The organism is Geodermatophilus sp. SYSU D00525 (assembly GCF_054050475.1).
The window spans coordinates 1-16,038 of record NZ_JBJGZK010000042.1 but is presented as its reverse complement, the minus strand read 5'-3'; the positions used below and the strand labels follow the sequence as shown (position 1 = coordinate 16,038).

The 16,038-nt window shown below is 75.4% G+C and carries 19 protein-coding genes; 11 read left to right on the top strand and 8 right to left on the bottom strand.

The features are described from left to right. The first annotated feature begins 15 nt into the window (after window positions 1–15). Window positions 16–1,149: a serine hydrolase domain-containing protein gene (locus ACI796_RS22365; protein ID WP_456943414.1), complete on the top strand. Its 1,134-nt coding sequence runs from the start codon at window positions 16–18 to the stop codon at window positions 1,147–1,149. On the opposite strand, the gene ACI796_RS22360 is transcribed toward ACI796_RS22365, so the two are convergent. From ACI796_RS22360 to ACI796_RS22350, 3 genes are read right to left on the bottom strand one after another with little or no spacing between them, the layout of a single operon-like run. Further along, window positions 1,146–1,889, bottom strand: a complete 744-nt coding sequence (locus tag ACI796_RS22360; protein WP_456943413.1) for a hypothetical protein — start codon at window positions 1,887–1,889, stop codon at window positions 1,146–1,148. The two genes, ACI796_RS22365 and ACI796_RS22360, sit on opposite strands and share 4 nt — an antisense overlap. Beyond that, a complete protein-coding gene (locus ACI796_RS22355) occupies window positions 1,886–2,788 on the bottom strand; it encodes an ABC transporter ATP-binding protein (RefSeq protein ID WP_456943412.1) in 903 nt (300 codons plus the stop codon). Before ACI796_RS22355 ends, ACI796_RS22360 begins: the two co-directional genes overlap by 4 nt. 40 nt (window positions 2,789–2,828) lie before the next feature. Beyond that, window positions 2,829–3,647 (bottom strand): formate/nitrite transporter family protein, encoded by an 819-nt coding sequence (locus ACI796_RS22350; RefSeq protein ID WP_456943411.1) that lies wholly within the window; start codon window positions 3,645–3,647, stop codon window positions 2,829–2,831. Window positions 3,648–3,670: 23 nt separating this feature from the next. Here ACI796_RS22350 and ACI796_RS22345 point away from each other — a divergent pair, with 23 nt between their 5' ends. After that, on the top strand, window positions 3,671–4,390 hold the full coding sequence (locus ACI796_RS22345) for a monooxygenase (RefSeq protein ID WP_456943410.1): 720 nt from the start codon (window positions 3,671–3,673) through the stop codon (window positions 4,388–4,390). Here the strand turns inward: ACI796_RS22345 and ACI796_RS22340 are convergent. After that, complete coding sequence (locus ACI796_RS22340; protein ID WP_456943409.1) at window positions 4,375–4,905, bottom strand: N-acetyltransferase family protein; 531 nt, start codon at window positions 4,903–4,905, stop codon at window positions 4,375–4,377. The two genes, ACI796_RS22345 and ACI796_RS22340, sit on opposite strands and share 16 nt — an antisense overlap. A gap of 82 nt (window positions 4,906–4,987) precedes the next feature. Between ACI796_RS22340 and ACI796_RS22335 the strand changes: the two genes are divergently transcribed. Next, complete coding sequence (locus tag ACI796_RS22335) at window positions 4,988–5,140, top strand: hypothetical protein (protein WP_456943408.1); 153 nt, start codon at window positions 4,988–4,990, stop codon at window positions 5,138–5,140. 13 nt (window positions 5,141–5,153) lie between these two features. On the opposite strand, the gene ACI796_RS22330 is transcribed toward ACI796_RS22335, so the two are convergent. After that, window positions 5,154–5,822 (bottom strand): FAD-binding oxidoreductase, encoded by a 669-nt coding sequence (locus tag ACI796_RS22330; protein ID WP_456943407.1) that lies wholly within the window; start codon window positions 5,820–5,822, stop codon window positions 5,154–5,156. 61 nt (window positions 5,823–5,883) lie between these two features. After that, window positions 5,884–6,492, bottom strand: a complete 609-nt coding sequence (locus ACI796_RS22325; protein ID WP_456943406.1) for a sulfite oxidase-like oxidoreductase — start codon at window positions 6,490–6,492, stop codon at window positions 5,884–5,886. 165 nt (window positions 6,493–6,657) lie between these two features. On the opposite strand from ACI796_RS22325, the gene ACI796_RS22320 reads away from it, so the two are divergent. From ACI796_RS22320 to ACI796_RS22300, 5 genes are all read left to right on the top strand, one after another. Continuing rightward, complete coding sequence (locus ACI796_RS22320) at window positions 6,658–7,353, top strand: succinate dehydrogenase cytochrome b subunit (RefSeq protein WP_456943405.1); 696 nt, start codon at window positions 6,658–6,660, stop codon at window positions 7,351–7,353. A gap of 11 nt (window positions 7,354–7,364) precedes the next feature. Beyond that, entirely contained in the window at window positions 7,365–9,311 is a 1,947-nt protein-coding gene (locus ACI796_RS22315; protein ID WP_456943404.1) for a fumarate reductase/succinate dehydrogenase flavoprotein subunit, read from the top strand. After that, the gene (locus ACI796_RS22310) at window positions 9,311–10,084 is read left to right on the top strand and encodes a succinate dehydrogenase/fumarate reductase iron-sulfur subunit (protein ID WP_456943403.1); all 774 of its coding nucleotides are present in this window, start codon (window positions 9,311–9,313) and stop codon (window positions 10,082–10,084) included. The genes ACI796_RS22315 and ACI796_RS22310 overlap by 1 nt, the downstream gene beginning before the upstream one ends. A gap of 106 nt (window positions 10,085–10,190) precedes the next feature. After that, a complete protein-coding gene (locus tag ACI796_RS22305) occupies window positions 10,191–10,697 on the top strand; it encodes a winged helix-turn-helix transcriptional regulator (RefSeq protein ID WP_456943402.1) in 507 nt (168 codons plus the stop codon). Further along, a complete protein-coding gene (locus ACI796_RS22300) occupies window positions 10,687–11,226 on the top strand; it encodes a PaaI family thioesterase (RefSeq protein ID WP_456943401.1) in 540 nt (179 codons plus the stop codon). Before ACI796_RS22305 ends, ACI796_RS22300 begins: the two co-directional genes overlap by 11 nt. 1 nt (window position 11,227) lies before the next feature. Here the strand turns inward: ACI796_RS22300 and ACI796_RS22295 are convergent, their stop codons facing one another. Both ACI796_RS22295 and ACI796_RS22290 read right to left on the bottom strand, forming a co-directional pair. Next, on the bottom strand, window positions 11,228–11,977 hold the full coding sequence (locus ACI796_RS22295) for a glycoside hydrolase family 16 protein (protein WP_456943400.1): 750 nt from the start codon (window positions 11,975–11,977) through the stop codon (window positions 11,228–11,230). Further along, window positions 11,974–12,594 (bottom strand): hypothetical protein, encoded by a 621-nt coding sequence (locus tag ACI796_RS22290; RefSeq protein ID WP_456943399.1) that lies wholly within the window; start codon window positions 12,592–12,594, stop codon window positions 11,974–11,976. Before ACI796_RS22290 ends, ACI796_RS22295 begins: the two co-directional genes overlap by 4 nt. Before the next feature lie 206 nt (window positions 12,595–12,800). On the opposite strand from ACI796_RS22290, the gene ACI796_RS22285 reads away from it, so the two are divergent. From ACI796_RS22285 to ACI796_RS22275, 3 genes are read left to right on the top strand one after another with little or no spacing between them, the layout of a single operon-like run. Next, window positions 12,801–13,991, top strand: a complete 1,191-nt coding sequence (locus ACI796_RS22285; RefSeq protein ID WP_456943398.1) for an inositol-3-phosphate synthase — start codon at window positions 12,801–12,803, stop codon at window positions 13,989–13,991. Next, window positions 13,988–14,908 carry a hypothetical protein gene (locus tag ACI796_RS22280; RefSeq protein ID WP_456943397.1) on the top strand — a complete coding sequence of 307 codons (921 nt, stop codon included), beginning with the start codon at window positions 13,988–13,990 and terminating at the stop codon, window positions 14,906–14,908. Before ACI796_RS22285 ends, ACI796_RS22280 begins: the two co-directional genes overlap by 4 nt. Then, on the top strand, window positions 14,905–15,927 hold the full coding sequence (locus ACI796_RS22275; protein ID WP_456943396.1) for a methyltransferase domain-containing protein: 1,023 nt from the start codon (window positions 14,905–14,907) through the stop codon (window positions 15,925–15,927). The genes ACI796_RS22280 and ACI796_RS22275 overlap by 4 nt, the downstream gene beginning before the upstream one ends. Window positions 15,928–16,038: the final 111 nt, after the last annotated feature.

Here is a 16,038-nt window from a genome sequence, read left to right as displayed (position 1 = left end):
GGCGGTCACCCGTGCATGGGTCTGGCCGAGGAGATCGAGCAGGTGGTGGTCGGCGCCGTGGCGGCCGGGGCGGTGCCCGGCGCCGCGTGGCTGGTGCGACGCGGGGACGAGGTGGCCCGGGGCGCGGCGGGCACCCACGCCCCGGGTGGGGACGACCCGGTGGCGCCGGACACCGTCTTCCGCATCTCCTCGGTGACCAAGCCGGTGGTGGCCACGGCCGCGCTCACCCTCGTCGACGACGGCACGCTGGCCCTCGACGAGCCGGTGGACGCGCTGCTGCCCGAGCTGGCCGGCCGGCGGGTGCTCGCCGACCCCGCCGACGCGGCCGCGGGCACGGTGCCGGCGCGGCGGGCGGTCACGGTCCGCGACGTCCTCACGTCCCGGCTCGGCCTGGGCATCGACTTCACCGCGCCGTGGCCCACCCCGACCGTCGCCGCGCTCGGCGAGGCGGGCCTGCCGGTCGGGCCGCCGGCGCCGCAGGCCGCTCCCCCGCCGGACGAGTGGCTGCGCCGGGTGGCCGGCGTCCCGCTGGCGTACCAGCCCGGCGAGCGCTGGCTCTACCACGCCGGCGCGAGCGTGCTCGGTGTCCTCGTCGCCCGTGCCGCCGGCCGGCCGCTGCCCGAGGTGCTCGCCGAGCGGGTGCTGGTCCCGCTCGGGATGGCCGACACCGGCTTCGGCGTCCCGGCGCCGGCCCGCGGCCGGTTCGGTCCGCACTGGACGCCGCCGGACGAGCGCGGCCACCGGGAGCTGTACGACCCCGCCGACGGCCAGTGGGCCTCCCCGCCGCCCTTCCCCGACGGCGGGGACGGCCTGGTCTCCACCGTCGACGACCTCGCCGTCCTCGCGCGGGTGCTGCTCGCCGGCGGGGAGCCGGTGCTGCGCGGGCCGACGGTGCGGGCGATGCTCACCGAGCAGGCCGGCCCGGTCGACGACGAGGGCGGCGGCTGGGGCCTGGGCCTCGGCGTCCGGCGCACCGACGAGCCCGGCGGCCGGCACGCCGGCTCCTTCGGCTGGGACGGCGGGCTGGGCAGCACGTGGTGGACCGACCCGGTCACCGGCACCACCGCGGTCCTGCTGACCAACCAGATGTGGTCCTCGCCTGCGCCGCCGGCGGTGTTCGACGCCTTCCGCGCCGTCGCCTTCGGCTAGACGTCGCGGCGCTCGAGCAGGCCCGCGCCCAGCGCCCAGGCCGCGACCGCCCACGCCGCCGACACCGCCAGGCCCACCGGCCAGCTCGTCGGGACGGCGAGGAAGGACTCCTCGCCCACCCGCAGCGCCGGCAGCGCCTGCGACAGCAGCTCGGCGGTCCGGCCGCCGGCCAGCGCCAGCGCGGGCGGGGCCACGAACACCAGCGCGGCGCCCAGCCCCACGGCGCCCGCGGTCGAGCGCAGCACCGCCCCGAGCCCGGCGGCGAGCACGGTGACCAGCACCGCGCCGGCCACCTGCAGGCCGGCCGACCGCAGCACGTCCGGGTCGTCCAGGGGGACGCCGCCGGGCACCGCGACCAGCGTCCGCGCGGCCAGGGCGCACGCGGCCACCAGCAGCGCGGTGAGCAGCGCCGCCCACGCCGCGACGACGGCCGTCTTGGCCACCAGCAGCCGGGTGCGGCGCGGCACGGCGACCAGCGAGGACAGCGCCATCCCGCCGCCCAGGTCGGCGGTGACCGCGAGCACCCCGAGGACGACGAGCGTCACCTGGCCGAAGGCGAAGCCGATCAGCGCGACGCCGACCGCGGCGTCCGCGTCCGGTGCCGTCGGCGTGGTGGCCGCGGCCAGCCACCCGAACGCGCCGACGACGAGCAGGTAGACGGCGCTGCACCACCAGGTCGAGCGCAGCGTCCGCAGCTTGGTCCACTCGGCGCGCAGCACCGCCGCCGGGCCGACCCTCACGCCGCGCCCGCCCGGTACTCGACGTCCTCGCCGGTCAGCTCCAGGTAGGCCGCCTCCAGCGAGGCGACCACCGGGGTCAGCTCGTGCACCGGCACCCGCGCGGCGAAGGCGACGTCGCCCACCGCGGCCGGGGCCAGGCCCTCCACCCGCAGCGCGCCGTCGGTCTCCGGCGCCACCCCGGCCCCGGCCCGGCGCAGCGCGGCGGCCAGCAGCGGCGCCTGCGGGCTGCGCACCCGCACCGCGGCGTGCCGGCCGAGCAGGTCGGCCATCGGGACGTCGGCGAGCAGCCGGCCGCGGCCGAGCACGACCAGGTGGTCGGCGGTGTCCTCCATCTCGCTCATCAGGTGGCTGGACACCAGCACCGTGCGGCCCTCGTCGGCGAGGTCGCGCAGCAGCCCGCGCACCCAGCGGATGCCCTCCGGGTCCAGGCCGTTGACCGGCTCGTCGAGCAGCAGCACCTCGGGGTCGCCGAGCAGCGCCGCGGCGATGCCGAGCCGCTGCCCCATGCCGAGGGAGAAGCCGCGCACCCGCTCGTGTGCCACCGCGCCGAGGCCGACCAGCTCGACGACGTCATCCACCCGCGAGGCGGGCAGGCCGCTGCCCTGCGCCAGCGCGAGCAGGTGCGCGTACGCGGTGCGCCCGGGGTGGCGCGCCCGCGGGTCGACCAGCGCGCCGACCCGCCGCATCGGCACGTCGAGGTCGCGGTAGGGCACGCCGAGCACCGTCGCCGTCCCGGCGGTGGGCCGGGTCAGGCCGAGGACGCAGCGCATCGTCGTCGTCTTGCCCGAGCCGTTCGGGCCGAGGAAGCCGGTCACCCGGCCCCGGTGCACGGTGAAGCTCACGTCGTCGACGGCGACCCGCGCCCGGTAGTGCTTGGTCAGCCCGTCGACCTCGATCACGCCGCCAGTGTGCCGACCGCGCGCCGGGGAGCCCGGCAGGTCACTCGCCGGCGGCCGCGGCGCGTTCCCGCTGGAGCAGCTCCTTGCTGCGCACCAGCCGGAGCAGGGTGACCACGATCAGCCCGCCGGCCATGTTGAGCAACGTGACGTACCAGAACCAGGCCAGCCAGTCGGCGTAGCCGAACGGCGCGGTGCCGGTGTGGAGGGCCCCGAAGACCAGCAGCGAGTCCAGCACCGAGTGGAACAGCTGCAGCCCGGCCAGGACGAACGCGCCCGCGAACGCGGCGACGATCTTGGCGCCGTCGGCGGAGGTGCCGTTCTGCATGCGGGTCATCAGCGTGATGACGACGCCGCCGAGGAAGGCCAGGCACACCGCGCGCAGGTCCAGCGGCGACTCGACGAAGTGCCGCGCCGACTCGACGACGGTCGGCCCGAGCTGCGGGAAGCCGTGCACCACCACCCACATCGCCAGCCAGCCGCCGACGAGGTTGCCCGCCAGCGTCCCGGCCCACAGCCGGCCCAGCTGCGACCAGCTCGCCCGGCCGGCGACGACGGCGGTCACCGGCAGCAGGAAGCCCTCGGTGAACAGCTCGCTGCGGGCCAGCAGCAGGGCCACGAAGCCGACGCCGAATGCCAGCCCGGCCAGCAGGTGGCTGCGGGTCTCGGCGTAGACGGCGAGCAGCGCGAGGACGCCGATCGCCACCTCCAGGCCGCCGGCGAGACCGGTGGTGAGCACCTCCCGCCAGGTGCGGTGCAGCCGCTGCGCGCCCTGGCTGACCACCCGGTCGAAGGCCTGGACGACCTCGTCCTCCGCGGGGGCGTCGGTGTCGCCGAGTTGGATCCGCCGCTGGTCGGTCACCGCGCACACCTACCCTCGGCCGCGTGCGTCCACCCGAGCCGGAAGCGGTGACCCTGCACCTGTGGGGCGTCCCGGGCGGTGCCGTGCCGCGGGCGGTGCTGCGGATGGCCTCGGTCCGCCCGGCGCTCGCCCGCCTGCCGGGGCTGCGGTTCGCCAAGCTGCTGGGCACCGGCGACGGGCGGACCTTCACCGTCCGCGACGCCGACCCGCGCCGCTGGGGCCTGCTGGCGGTCTGGGACGACGACGCCGCCGCGGACGCCCTCGACGGCTCCCCCGTCGCCGCGAGCTGGCGGCGGATCGCCGACGAGGAGTGGGCGGCGCGGCTGCGCCCGCTGGCGGCGCGCGGGCTGTGGTCGGGCCGCGAGCCGTTCGGCCGGCCGCGGCCGCAGCGCTGGGACGGGCCGGTGGCCGCGGTGACCCGGGCGCGGCTGGTGCTGCGCCGGGCGGCGCGGTTCTGGTCGGCGGTGCCGCCGGTGTCGGCCGACCTGCACCGGGCGCCGGGCCTGCGCATGGCCGTCGGCATCGGCGAGGCGCCGCTGGGCCTGCAGGGCACCTTCAGCGTCTGGGACTCCGCGTCGGCGCTCAACGCCTTCGCCTACGACCGCCCCGAGCACGCCGCCGTGGTCCGCCGGACGGCGCAGGAGGGCTGGTACGCCGAGGAGCTGTTCGCCCGCCTGGCGGTGCTGTCCACCCGCGGCACCGTCGCCGGCACCGACCCGGCGGCGGGCTACAGCTCCACGTAGAGGTGGACCTCCTCGCGGTCGTCGCCGGCGGCGACCCGGATCGCGCCGGGCATCCGGCCGAACTCGCGGTAGCCCAGCCCCTGGTAGAAGCCCTCGAGGCCGTAGCCGCCGCGCACGGTGAGGTGCAGCATCTCCAGCCCGAGGTCGCGGGCGGCGTCGTGCACCCCGGTCATCAGCGCCCGGCCCAGCCCCTGCCCCTGCCGGTCCGGGTGGACCTGCACCCGCAGCACGGTGGCCCAGTGCCGGCGCAGCGGGCTGACCGACAGCGACAGCACCGCCCAGCCGGCCAGCTCGCCGTCGGCCCGCAGCACCACCACCCGCTCGCGGCCCTGCGCCACCCGCTCGAGCAGGGCGTCGAGCACCGGCGCGACGTCGTCCCGGCCGACCGGGGGGACGAAGCCGACCGCGCCGCCGGCGTTGGAGACGTCGGTCCAGCAGGCCAGCAGGGCCTCGCGCAGCCCCGGGTCGACGTCCTCGACGGCGGTGGCCACGGCAGACGGCACGGCGCTCGGCATGGCACCGATTCTCGTCCGCGACGCAGGTCACGGACCGCGCGGCCCCTGGACCCGGTGGGAGCAGGGGGCCAGGCTCGCCGGCATGACCGACGCTCCCGGCCCCGTCCCGACCCGACGCACCGACGAGGACGAGATGCGCGTCCCGTTCTGGATCGTGCTCGCCGGCGTGGGCGCCGGCGCGTTCTGGGCGCTGGCCGGCGTGGCCCTCGGCTCCTGGCTGCGCGCCCGCCGCTGAGCCGCGGGGCGGGTCAGCCGGACGAGCCGCTGGGGCCGAAGCGCTCCACCCGCACGTCCGGCTCCGGCACGCCGAGGCCGATCAGCAGCTGGCTGGCCGCCTCCGCGAACGGCGTCGACCCGCAGACGTAGGCGGTCTGGCCCGGCTCCCACAGCGGCACGAGGTCCGCGGCGGTCAGCCGCCCGGCGGGGCGGATCCCCGAGGGCTCGCGGGTGGTGACCACCAGCGCCCCGGCCGCCCGCAGCTCGTCGCCGTAGGGCAGCTCGGCCAGCGTGCGGGTGGAGACGGCGATCCGCAGCAGGTCCTCGCGGCCCAGCTCGCGGGCGGTGCGCAGCATGGACACGAACGGCACGACGCCGGTGCCCCCGCCCACGAGCAGCGCCGGCCCGTCGCCCTCCCAGACGAACCAGCCGCCGATCGGCCCGCGGACCTCGAGCCGGTCACCGGGCTCGACGACGTCGGCGAGGTAGGTGGACACCTCGCCGTCGTCGAGCCGCTCGACCAGCAGCTCGACCAGCGGGTCCCCCGGCGCCGACGCCAGCGAGTAGGACCGCTGGGCGCGGTAGCCGTCCTCCGCGGTGAGCCGGACGACGTAGTGCTGGCCGGCCAGGTGGTCGACGCGGTCGGGCACCTCCAGCCGCAGCCGGACGGTGTGCGGGGTGGGGCGGTCGACCTCGCGCACGGTCGCCGTGCGCCAGCCGCCGGCGGGCGCCCGCCGACGGAGGCCGGGGTGCGTGCCCGGCTCAATCACCCTGGTACCGCTGCTCGCGCCACGGGTCGCCGCGGTCGTGGTAGCCGTTCTGCTCCCAGAACCCCTGCTGGTCGCGCTGCAGGAGGGTCAGCCGGGTGACCCACTTGGCGCTCTTCCAGAAGTAGAGGTGCGGCACGAGCAGCCGCACCGGGCCGCCGTGCTCGACCGGCAGCGGCCGGCCGTCGAACTCCCAGACGATCCACGCCCGGCCGCCGGTGACGTCCTCGAGCGGCAGGTTGGTGGTGTAGCCGGTCTTCGACGTCGCGATGACGAAGTGCGCGTCGGCGGTGGGCCGCGCGGCCTCCAGCAGGGTGTCCACGCTGACGCCGGCGAAGTGCGTGTCGAACTTCGACCACGTCGTGACGCAGTGGATGTCGCCGCGGTAGTCCGAGGGCGGGAGACGGTGGACGTCGTCCCAGGTCCAGGTGGTCGGGTTCTCCACCCGGCCGTCGACGGTGATGCTCCAGGTCTCCGGCGCGATGCGCGGGGTGGGCTCGGCGGTCAGCACGGGCCAGTCGCGGCCGACGTCGTACTGGCCGGGGGGCAGCCGCGGGTCGCGCTCGCGCCGTCGGCCGAGGAAGCCCCGGGTCGGTCCTGCCACGCGTCCTCCTCCGATGGGGTGGGTGTGCCGACACGCTCCCACGCCCCGGCAGGCGGACACCAACGTCCTGACCAGGGCTGAGGGTTCCCTTACGAGAGGTGAGTCACGTCGTGTTCACATGGCCGACACGGGGGCATGGAGCCTAACTTTGGTGCCGTGGTGACGGTGACGAACTCGGGCCAGCGGCGGACCCCGAAGGTCGCGAAGACCAGCTCGGTCGCGAAGAAGGCCGTGATGGCGGTCAGCGGGATCATCCTGGTCCTGTACCTGGTCGCGCACATGGTCGGGAACCTGAAGCTCTTCGCCGGCGCGGAGACCTTCAACGGCTACTCGGAGTGGATCCGCCGGATCGGCGAGCCGGCCGTCCCCGGCCAGACCCTGCTGTGGATCATCCGCGTCGTCCTGCTGGTGGCGGTGGTCGCCCACGCGTGGGCCGCGATCTCGCTGTGGCGGCAGGCCAAGCGCGCCCGGCCCACCCAGTACGTGGCCCGCAAGGCGGTGGCCCAGAGCTACGCCTCGCGCACCATGCGCTGGGGCGGCGTGATCCTGGCGCTGTTCATCGTCTACCACATCCTCGACCTCACGCTGGGGGTCGCGAACCCCGAGGGCCCCGACTCCACGCCCTACGACCGCGCGATCGCCGGGTTCTCCAACCCGTTCGTCACCCTGGTCTACGTCGTCGCGCTGCTGGCCCTGGGCTTCCACCTGCGCCACGGCATCTGGAGCGCCACCCAGACGCTGGGGCAGAGCAACAAGACGCGCGAGCGCACGGTCAACGCGTTCGCCACCGTCTTCGCCGTCGTCCTGACCGCCGGGTTCCTGATCCCGCCGCTCAGCGTCCTCGTCGGCATCATCGAGTAGGAGCACCTCTCATGGCCCTCGACCTGTTCACCGTCGGTGCCCCGATCGCCGACACCAAGGCCCCCCGCGACGTCCCGATCGGCGAGCGCTGGAGCGAGCGCCGCTTCCGGGCGAAGCTGGTCAACCCGGCCAACCGCCGCAAGCTGACCGTCATCGTCGTCGGCACCGGCCTGGCCGGCGGCTCGGCCGCCGCCACGCTCGGCGAGGCCGGCTACAAGGTCAAGTCGTTCTGGTACCAGGACAGCCCGCGCCGGGCGCACAGCGTCGCCGCGCAGGGTGGCATCAACGCCGCCAAGAACTACCGCAACGACGGCGACTCGGTGCACCGGCTGTTCTACGACACGGTCAAGGGCGGGGACTTCCGCGCCCGCGAGGACAACGTGCACCGGCTGGCCGAGGTCAGCGTCAACATCATCGACCAGTGCGTCGCGCAGGGCGTGCCCTTCGCCCGCGAGTACGGCGGCCTGCTCGACAACCGCTCCTTCGGTGGCACCCAGGTGTCGCGGACGTTCTACGCCCGCGGCCAGACGGGCCAGCAGCTGCTCTACGGCGCCTACCAGGCCCTCGAGCGGCAGATGGCGGCCGGCACCGTCGAGCAGTTCCCGCGCACCGAGATGCTCGACCTGATCGTCGTCGACGGCCGGGCCCGCGGCATCGTGGCGCGGGACCTGATCACCGGCGAGATCAGCACGCACTTCGCCGACGCCGTCGTGCTCGCCACCGGCGGCTACAGCAACGTCTTCTACCTGTCCACGAACGCCAAGGGCTCCAACGCCACGGCGATCTGGCGGGCACACAAGCGGGGCGCGCTGTTCGCCAACCCCTGCTACACGCAGATCCACCCGACCTGCATCCCGGTGCACGGCGAGTACCAGTCGAAGCTCACGCTGATGAGCGAGTCGCTGCGCAACGACGGCCGCGTGTGGGTGCCCAAGGAGCGCGGCGACACCCGTGACCCGCGGCAGATCCCCGAGGACGAGCGCGACTACTACCTCGAGCGGATCTACCCCTCGTTCGGCAACCTGGTCCCCCGCGACATCGCGTCGCGGCAGGCCAAGAACGTCTGCGACGAGGGCCGCGGCGTCGGCCCCAACGGCCTGGGCGTGTACCTCGACTTCGCCGAGGCCATGCAGCGGCTGGGCCGGCCGGCCATCGAGGCCAAGTACGGCAACCTCTTCGACATGTACGCCCAGATCACGGGTGAGGACCCCTACGAGGTCCCCATGCGGATCTACCCCGCCGTGCACTACACGATGGGCGGCCTGTGGGTCGACTACGACCTGCAGTCGAACATCCCCGGCCTGTTCGTGATCGGCGAGGCCAACTTCTCCGACCACGGCGCGAACCGGCTCGGCGCCAGCGCCCTCATGCAGGGCCTGGCCGACGGCTACTTCGTGCTGCCGAACACGATCAACGACTACCTGGCCTCCGGCCCGTTCGGTGCGGTCGACCCGCAGCACCCGGCCGCGGTCGAGGCGCTCGAGGGCGTCCGCGCGCAGACCGAGAAGCTGCTGTCGATCAACGGCACCCGGACCACCGCCTCCTTCCACCGCGAGCTCGGCCGGCTGATGTTCGACCTGTGCGGCATGGAGCGGTCGGAGGAGAGCCTGCGCAAGGCGCTCGACCGGATCCCCGAGATCCGGCAGGAGTTCTGGACCAACGTGAAGGTCCCCGGCGAGGCCGGGCGCTTCAACCAGAGCCTGGAGCACGCCGGCCGCGTCGCCGACTTCATCGAGCTCGCCGAGCTCATGTGCGTCGACGCACTGCACCGCAACGAGAGCTGCGGTGGTCACTTCCGGGCCGAGAGCCAGACCCCGGACGGGGAGGCCCTGCGCGACGACGAGAACTTCGCCTACGTCGCGGCCTGGGAGTGGACGCCCGAGGGCGTCCCGCCGGTCCTCCACAAGGAGGACCTCGAGTTCGAGTACGTCCACCTCGCCCAGCGGAGCTACAAGTAATGAACCTCAAGCTGCGTGTCTGGCGTCAGCGGAGTGCGGCGGAGAAGGGGCAGATGGTGACCTACGAGGTCACCGACGTCTCCCCGGACATGTCGTTCCTCGAGATGCTCGACGTGCTCAACGAGCAGCTCATCCTCGACGGTGAGGACCCGGTCTCCTTCGACCACGACTGCCGCGAGGGCATCTGCGGGTCGTGCGGCGTCATGATCAACGGCCGCGCGCACGGCAACGGCCTGTTCGAGAACCACCCGCAGACCACCACCTGCCAGCTGCACATGCGGTCGTTCAAGGACGGCGACACGATCGACGTCGAGCCGTGGCGGGCGACGGCGTTCCCGGTCATCAAGGACCTCGCCGTCGACCGGTCGGCGTTGGACCGGATCATCCAGTCGGGCGGCTACATCAGCGCCCCGACCGGCACCGCCCCCGAGGCGCACTCGATCCTGGTCGCCAAGAAGGACTCCGACGCCGCCTTCGACGCCGCCACCTGCATCGGCTGCGGCGCCTGCGTGGCGGCCTGTCCGAACGCCTCGTCGATGCTGTTCACCGCCGCGAAGGTCACGCACCTGGGGCTCATGCCGCAGGGCCAGCCCGAGCGCAACGACCGCGTGGTCAACATGATCCACCAGCAGGACCTCGAGGGCTTCGGCGGCTGCACCAACATCGGCGAGTGCTCGGCGAGCTGCCCCAAGGGCATCTCGATGGAGAACATCTCCCGGCTCAACCACGACCTGCTCGGCGCCCTGCGCGCCGGCGCACGGCCGAAGAGCTGACCCCGGCACCACCGCGACGGGCGGGGACCCCCACGGGTCCCCGCCCGTCGGTGTTCTACGGGGCCCGATGGTGGCGCCGGGTCGGTTCGAGGTGCAAACTGACGACGTGACCGCGCTCTACGACCTCGCGGACCTGCCCGGCCGCCCGTGCACGATCGCCGCCGCCCTGGAACTGGTCGGCGAGCGGTGGTCGCTGCTGGTGGTCCGGGAGGTCTCGCTGGGCAACCACCGCTTCAGCGACATCGCCCGCGGCACCGGGGCACCCCGGGACCGGCTGACCGCGCGGCTCAACGCGCTGGTCGCCGCCGGCGTGCTCGAGCGCCGCCGGTACAGCGACTCCCCGCCCCGCTCGGGCTACCACCTCACCGCGTCCGGCCGCGACCTGCTGCCGGTGCTGCAGGCGCTGCTGCAGTGGGGCGACCGCTGGGCTGCCGAGGAGCCACCGGTGCGGCTGAGCCACGCGCCGGCCGGGCACGAGGAGCACACCGTCGACGCCGAGTGGGTGTGCCGAACCTGCGGCGAGCCGGTCAACTCCTCGCGGGTCGAGCGGGTGCTGACCCCGGCCGGCCGCGCCCTGTCCGGGCTGCCGGCGGACGAGACGCATGAGCACTGAGGCCGACCCGGCGACCGGCGTGCCGGCCGCGTGGGGCGAGCCGCGCTCCCGGACGGTCACCTGGTTCGACCCGATGGTCACCGCGGCCGGCGGCCGGGAGCGCTCCGGGCTGGAGACGCTCGAGGCGGTGCGCGACGGCGTGCTGCCGCCGCCCCCGATCGCGCAGCTGCTGCAGATGGACCTGGTCGCCGTCGAGGAGGGCCGGGTCGAGTTCGCCTGCGCCGTCGACGAGTCGGTCTACAACCCGATCGGCGTCGTCCACGGCGGGCTGGTCTGCACCCTGCTGGACTCCGTCGCCGGCTGCGCGGTGCACACCACGCTGCCGCACGGCGTCGGCTACACGTCGATCGAGCTGAAGGTGACCTACCTGCGGGCGGTCACGCAGGCCAGCGGGCCGCTGACCGCCGTCGGCACGGTCGTCAAGCCCGGCCGCCGGGTCGCCTTCGCCGAGGGGCAGGTCACCGACGCCGCCGGCAAGGTGGTCGCGACGGCGTCGAGCTCGCTGCTGGTCTTCCCGCTGCCCGTCTGAGTCAGCGGCCGCGGAACCGGTCGACGACGAGCTCGGGGACGACGTAGGGCTCCCCCGGCACCGCCTTCTCCGGGAAGTCGAAGACGGCGACCATCGACTGCAGCGGGTAGTCCGGCGTCACCGCGACCTCGCGCACCACCTGCCCGTCGACGGAGAAGGCCGCGCCGTCGGGCCGCCAGTCGACGGCGTAGGTGTGCCATCCCGACACGTCGATGCCGGGCCGGGGCGCCGCGAAGTCCTCGGCGAGCCGCGGGTCGCGGAACGGGTGGGTGCCCATCCCCACGGCGGCGCCCTCGACCGGGTCGACGGCGTCGCCGAACACCTCCATCACGCACAGCTCGCCCGAGCGCTCGGGCGCGTCCTCCAGCCCGACCAGCCACCAGGCGACCATCGACCGCCGGGTCACGGTGGCGCGGGCGCGCATCTCCAGCCGCCCGTACCGCGGCGTCCAGCCCCAGTGCGCCGGCTGCTCCTCGCGGACGACCGCCCCGGGACGCACCGGCTGCTGCCCGACCGTGCTGCCGACCGGCCCGGAGAAGACGCCGGACTGGATGCCCGAGACGCGCAGCGGCGGGTGGTCGCCGGGGCACCACAGCGGCGTGTCGTCGGGCAGGTACAGCCGCAGGCAGGAGTCGCGGACCTCGTAGCAGGCCGCCGTCGCCGCGCGGGAGCTCCACTGCGGCAGGTAGTGCGGGACCCAGACGTCGCGGTCCAGGTCGTCACCGTCGAAGTCGTCGAGGAACTCCGTCATCGCGACTGCAGCGCGTCGAGGGCCACGGCCATGGCGGCGGCGACGCGGAAGTCCAGCCGGGGGTCGGGGACGGTGACGTCGTAGCGGTCGCGGACCGACTTGCGCCGCTCGACGACGAGCACCGGGCGGCCGGTGGCGGTGTCGACGAAGTCGAAGTGGAAGACGAACGGCACCCAGACGTCGCCGACGTACGGGATGACCTCCCACACCCTCCGCAGCACGGCGATCACCGGCCGCCGCTCGCGGCCGACGGCGGTCAGCCCGGGCACCGTGAGGTCCCAGGTCGAGCGCAGCAGGCTGGCGCCGAACCGCTTGCTGAACGTGCCGAGCGGGCGGCCCTGCTCGTCGAGGACGTCGTGCTCGGCGTGCACGTCGAGGCGCTGGCGGGCGCGGAAGGAGAAGACCGGCCGGGTGCGCTCCTCGTCGGCGGTGAACAGCACCTCCTCCTTGAGCTTGAGCCGCTTCTGCTGCGCCATCGCCAGCAGCTCGCCCTCGGTGCCGTCCGGCCCGACGGCGCGCACCTCGTAGCGGTTGACCATGACGGTGATCCGCTGCCGGACGGCGAAGCGCGGGACGACCATCGCGGCGCGGGTCTCGTCGGCGTGGGGCACGGTCACGGCGGCACCTCCCGGCTCGGGTCCTGCCCCCATCGTGGCCCCCGCGTCCAGGACACGCCGTGCGCGACCGGGTCGAACGCAAGAATCTTGAACTCACCCAGCGAGTGCACAACCGCTGTGCCAGGGTCGGCCCCAGGTGGAGCCGGTCCACCGGCAGGAGTGCGGAGGTCGTGGTGTCGCAAGGTCCCCGTCGCGTCGGCGTCGCTGTGGTCGGACTCGGGGGCGCGGTCGCCACGACCGCCGTCGCCGGGCTGGAGCTCCTCCGGATCGGGGCCGCGGGCACCGACGGGCTGCCGCTCGCGGGGCTGGAGGTGGCCGGCGGGCCGGTCGAGGAGACCACCGGCCTGGTCGGCTACGACGCGCTCGTCGTCCGCGGCTGGGACCTCGACGGGTCCGACCTGCGCAAGGCCGCCGACCAGCACGCGGTCCTCGACTCCCGCCAGCTCGAGCAGGCCGGGCCCGCGCTGTCGGCGCTGACCCCGTGGCCCGCCGCCGGCGATGCCGACTTCTGCCGCAACGTCACCGGCGGCAACGTGGTGCTCGCCGAGACCCGCCGCGACCAGGTCGACGCCGTCCGCGCCGACCTGCGGCGGTTCCGCGAGGAGGAGGCCCTCGACGGCCTGGTGCTGGTCAACCTCGCCTCGACCGAGCGCTGGCCCGACCCGACGGCGCCCGCGCTGCAGACGGTCGAGGCGTTCGAGGCCGGGCTGGACGCCGACGACCGCGCGATCACCCCGGCGATGGTCTACGCCTACGCCGCGATCGCCGAGGGCGTCGGCTACGTCAACTTCACGCCGTCGCTGGCCGCCGACGTCCCGGCGCTGGTCGCCCTGGCCGAGCAGCGCGGCGTCCCGGTCGCCGGCAAGGACGGCAAGACCGGCCAGACGATGATGAAGACCGTCCTCGCGCCGGCGTTCCGCGCCCGCTCGCTCACCGTCGAGGGCTGGTACTCCACCAACATCCTCGGCAACCGCGACGGCCTGGCCCTCGACGACCCCGACTCGCTCAACAGCAAGCTGCAGACCAAGGGCAGCGTGCTGGACTCGATCCTCGGCTACCCGGTCGAGGACCACGTGGTCCGGATCGACTACTACCGGCCCCGCGGGGACCAGAAGGAGGCCTGGGACGCCATCGACCTGGTCGGCTTCCTCGGGCAGCGGATGCAGGTCAAGGTCGACTTCCAGTGCCGCGACTCGATCCTCGCCGCCCCCCTGGCGCTGGAGCTCGCCCGGCTCACCGACCTCGCGCAGCAGCGCGGCGAGGGCGGGATCCAGCGGCAGCTGGGCTGGTTCTTCAAGGCCCCGATGACCGCCGACGGCAGCGTCCCCGAGCACGCGTTCCACACGCAGGAGGCGACGCTGCTCGAGTGGCTGGCCGCCGGCGCCCCCGCGCGGTGACCGGACTCGCCCCCTCCCCCGCCGGGACGCTCGCCCCGATCGCCGCGCTGCGCCCGCTGCTGGCCGAGATCGGCGACGCCAAGCGGGTGCGCGTCGCCGGCTCGCCCGGCTCGCTCGCCGAGCAGGCCTTCGCCCGCGCCTGGGCGCGGCTGGTGGCGGGCGAGGACGTCGCCGGCGTCGTGTGGTCGGAGACGGCGGCCGCGGTCGCCCGCGCCCGGCTGGCCGGCGTCGACGCCGGCGTGCTGACCGCCGCCGGGCTCTCCGGCGACGAGGCCCTCGCGGTGCTGCGCCGCGGCTTCGACGAGGTGGCCGGCCCGCTGGACGCCGGTCTGCGGGACCGGCTGCGCGCCGCGCTCGGCCCGCTGCCGGCGCCGGCATCCCCGCCCGCCCTGGCCGGTGCGCTCAACGCCCAGCCGCGTGCGGGCGCGACCGCGCCCGGGAAGCCGCGGATCGTGGTCGAGCCGCCGGAGAGCCACGGCGACCACTGCCTGACCGTCGCCGTCTACGGGGTGCTGGTCGCGCCGGTGGTCGGCGCCGACCCGGTCGCGCCGTTCCTGCTGGGCCTCGCCCACCACCTGCACAACGTCGTCCTGCCCGACGCCGGGTTCGCCGGCGAGGTGCTGCTCGGTGACGCGCTGGAGCGGGTGATGGCCACGCTCGAGGAGCGGGAGCTGGCCGCGCTGCCGGCCGCGCTGGCGGACCGGGTGCGCGGGGTGCTGGCGCTGCGGCCGGGCGCCGACGTGCCCGAGGCCCGGGCCTTCCACGCCGCCGACGTCCTCGACCGGGTGCTGCAGGTGCACCACCACGCGCTGGCCGCGGCCTTCACCGCCGCACAGGCGCTCGACGACCTCGACCTCGTGCACGCCGGGCCGGTGCAGGCCTACCACCTCGAGGTCCTGGGAGCGGCCGGGTTGTGAGCCTCGCCCTCGACGTGCCCGTCGTCGACGGGATCCCGTTCGCCCGCGCCGGCCGCGACGACCTGCGCGCGGAGGTCGCCGGGCTGGTGGCCGCCGGGGAGGCCGACCGGGCGCGGGTGCTGCTGCTCGCCGACGCAGACGACTGGTGGACCGCGCCGCCGCCCCCGCCGGAGCAGCTGGCGCTGGTCCCCTTCGCGCGCACGCTGCGCGAGGCGATGGCCCTGCTCGGCATGGGACGGGTCGCCGACTACTTCGCGCACCGCTGGTCGGACCCGACCCACCTGGCCGGCCTCGCGCTGCTGCAGGCGCACTGGCCCGGGGACCGGCCGGTGGTCGACGTCGCCTGCGGGATCGGCGCGCACCTGCGCGAGCTGTCCCGCCGCGGGGTGCGCGACCTGCTCGGCGTCGACGTCGTCTGGGCCAAGCTGTGGCTGGCGCGGCGGTTCGTCTGCCCGTCGGCGCGCTACGTGTGCGCCGACCTCACCGCCGCGCCGTCGCTCGCCGTCGGCACCCCCGCGTACGTCATGTGCCACGACGCCTTCTACTTCCTCCGCGACAAGCCGGCCGCGGCCGCGGCGATGCGCGCGCTGGCCGGGGACGGCGGCACCGTCGTCGTCGGGCACGCGCACGTCGCCGACCCGCACGGGGAGCCGCTGCCGCCGGAGGACTACGCGCGGGTGCTGGGCACCGACCTGCTCTACGACGACGACGAGCTGACCCGCTCGCTGCTCGAGCGCCGCCCGCCGCGCCCGGCGCCGCCCGCGGAGCTGCGCGCCAGCGAGGCGGTGGCCCTGGTCGCCGGGGACCCGCGGACCCCCGCGCCGGCCGACCTGGGCGAACCGCTGCCGCCGCTGGCGCCCAACCCGCTGTACCGCGACGGCTTCCTGACCTGGCCGAACGAGCGCTACGCCGTCGAGTACGGGCCGCGCTCGGGCTACCTGCCGCCGCTGTGGCCCGACCCGCTGCCGGCCGACGCCGCCCGCCGCCGGCTGCTGGTCGACCTGCCGGAGGCGTGGTGAGCCGGCGCGCCTCCGGGGGGGGGGGGGGGGGGGGGGGGGGGGGGGGGGGGGGGGGGGGGGGGGGGGGGGGGGGGGGGGGGGGGGGGGGGGGGGGGGGGGGGGGGGGGGGGG

Coding starts and splice junctions, on each gene's coding strand:
- ACI796_RS22340 (WP_456943409.1), bottom strand. CDS start 4,905: ATGCCGAGCGCCGTGCCGTCTGCCGTGGCCACCGCCGTCGAGGACGTC.
- ACI796_RS22295 (WP_456943400.1), bottom strand. CDS start 11,977: ATGACGGAGTTCCTCGACGACTTCGACGGTGACGACCTGGACCGCGAC.
- ACI796_RS22310 (WP_456943403.1), top strand. CDS start 9,311: ATGAACCTCAAGCTGCGTGTCTGGCGTCAGCGGAGTGCGGCGGAGAAG.
- ACI796_RS22335 (WP_456943408.1), top strand. CDS start 4,988: ATGACCGACGCTCCCGGCCCCGTCCCGACCCGACGCACCGACGAGGAC.
- ACI796_RS22365 (WP_456943414.1), top strand. CDS start 16: ATGGGTCTGGCCGAGGAGATCGAGCAGGTGGTGGTCGGCGCCGTGGCG.
- ACI796_RS22300 (WP_456943401.1), top strand. CDS start 10,687: ATGAGCACTGAGGCCGACCCGGCGACCGGCGTGCCGGCCGCGTGGGGC.
- ACI796_RS22315 (WP_456943404.1), top strand. CDS start 7,365: ATGGCCCTCGACCTGTTCACCGTCGGTGCCCCGATCGCCGACACCAAG.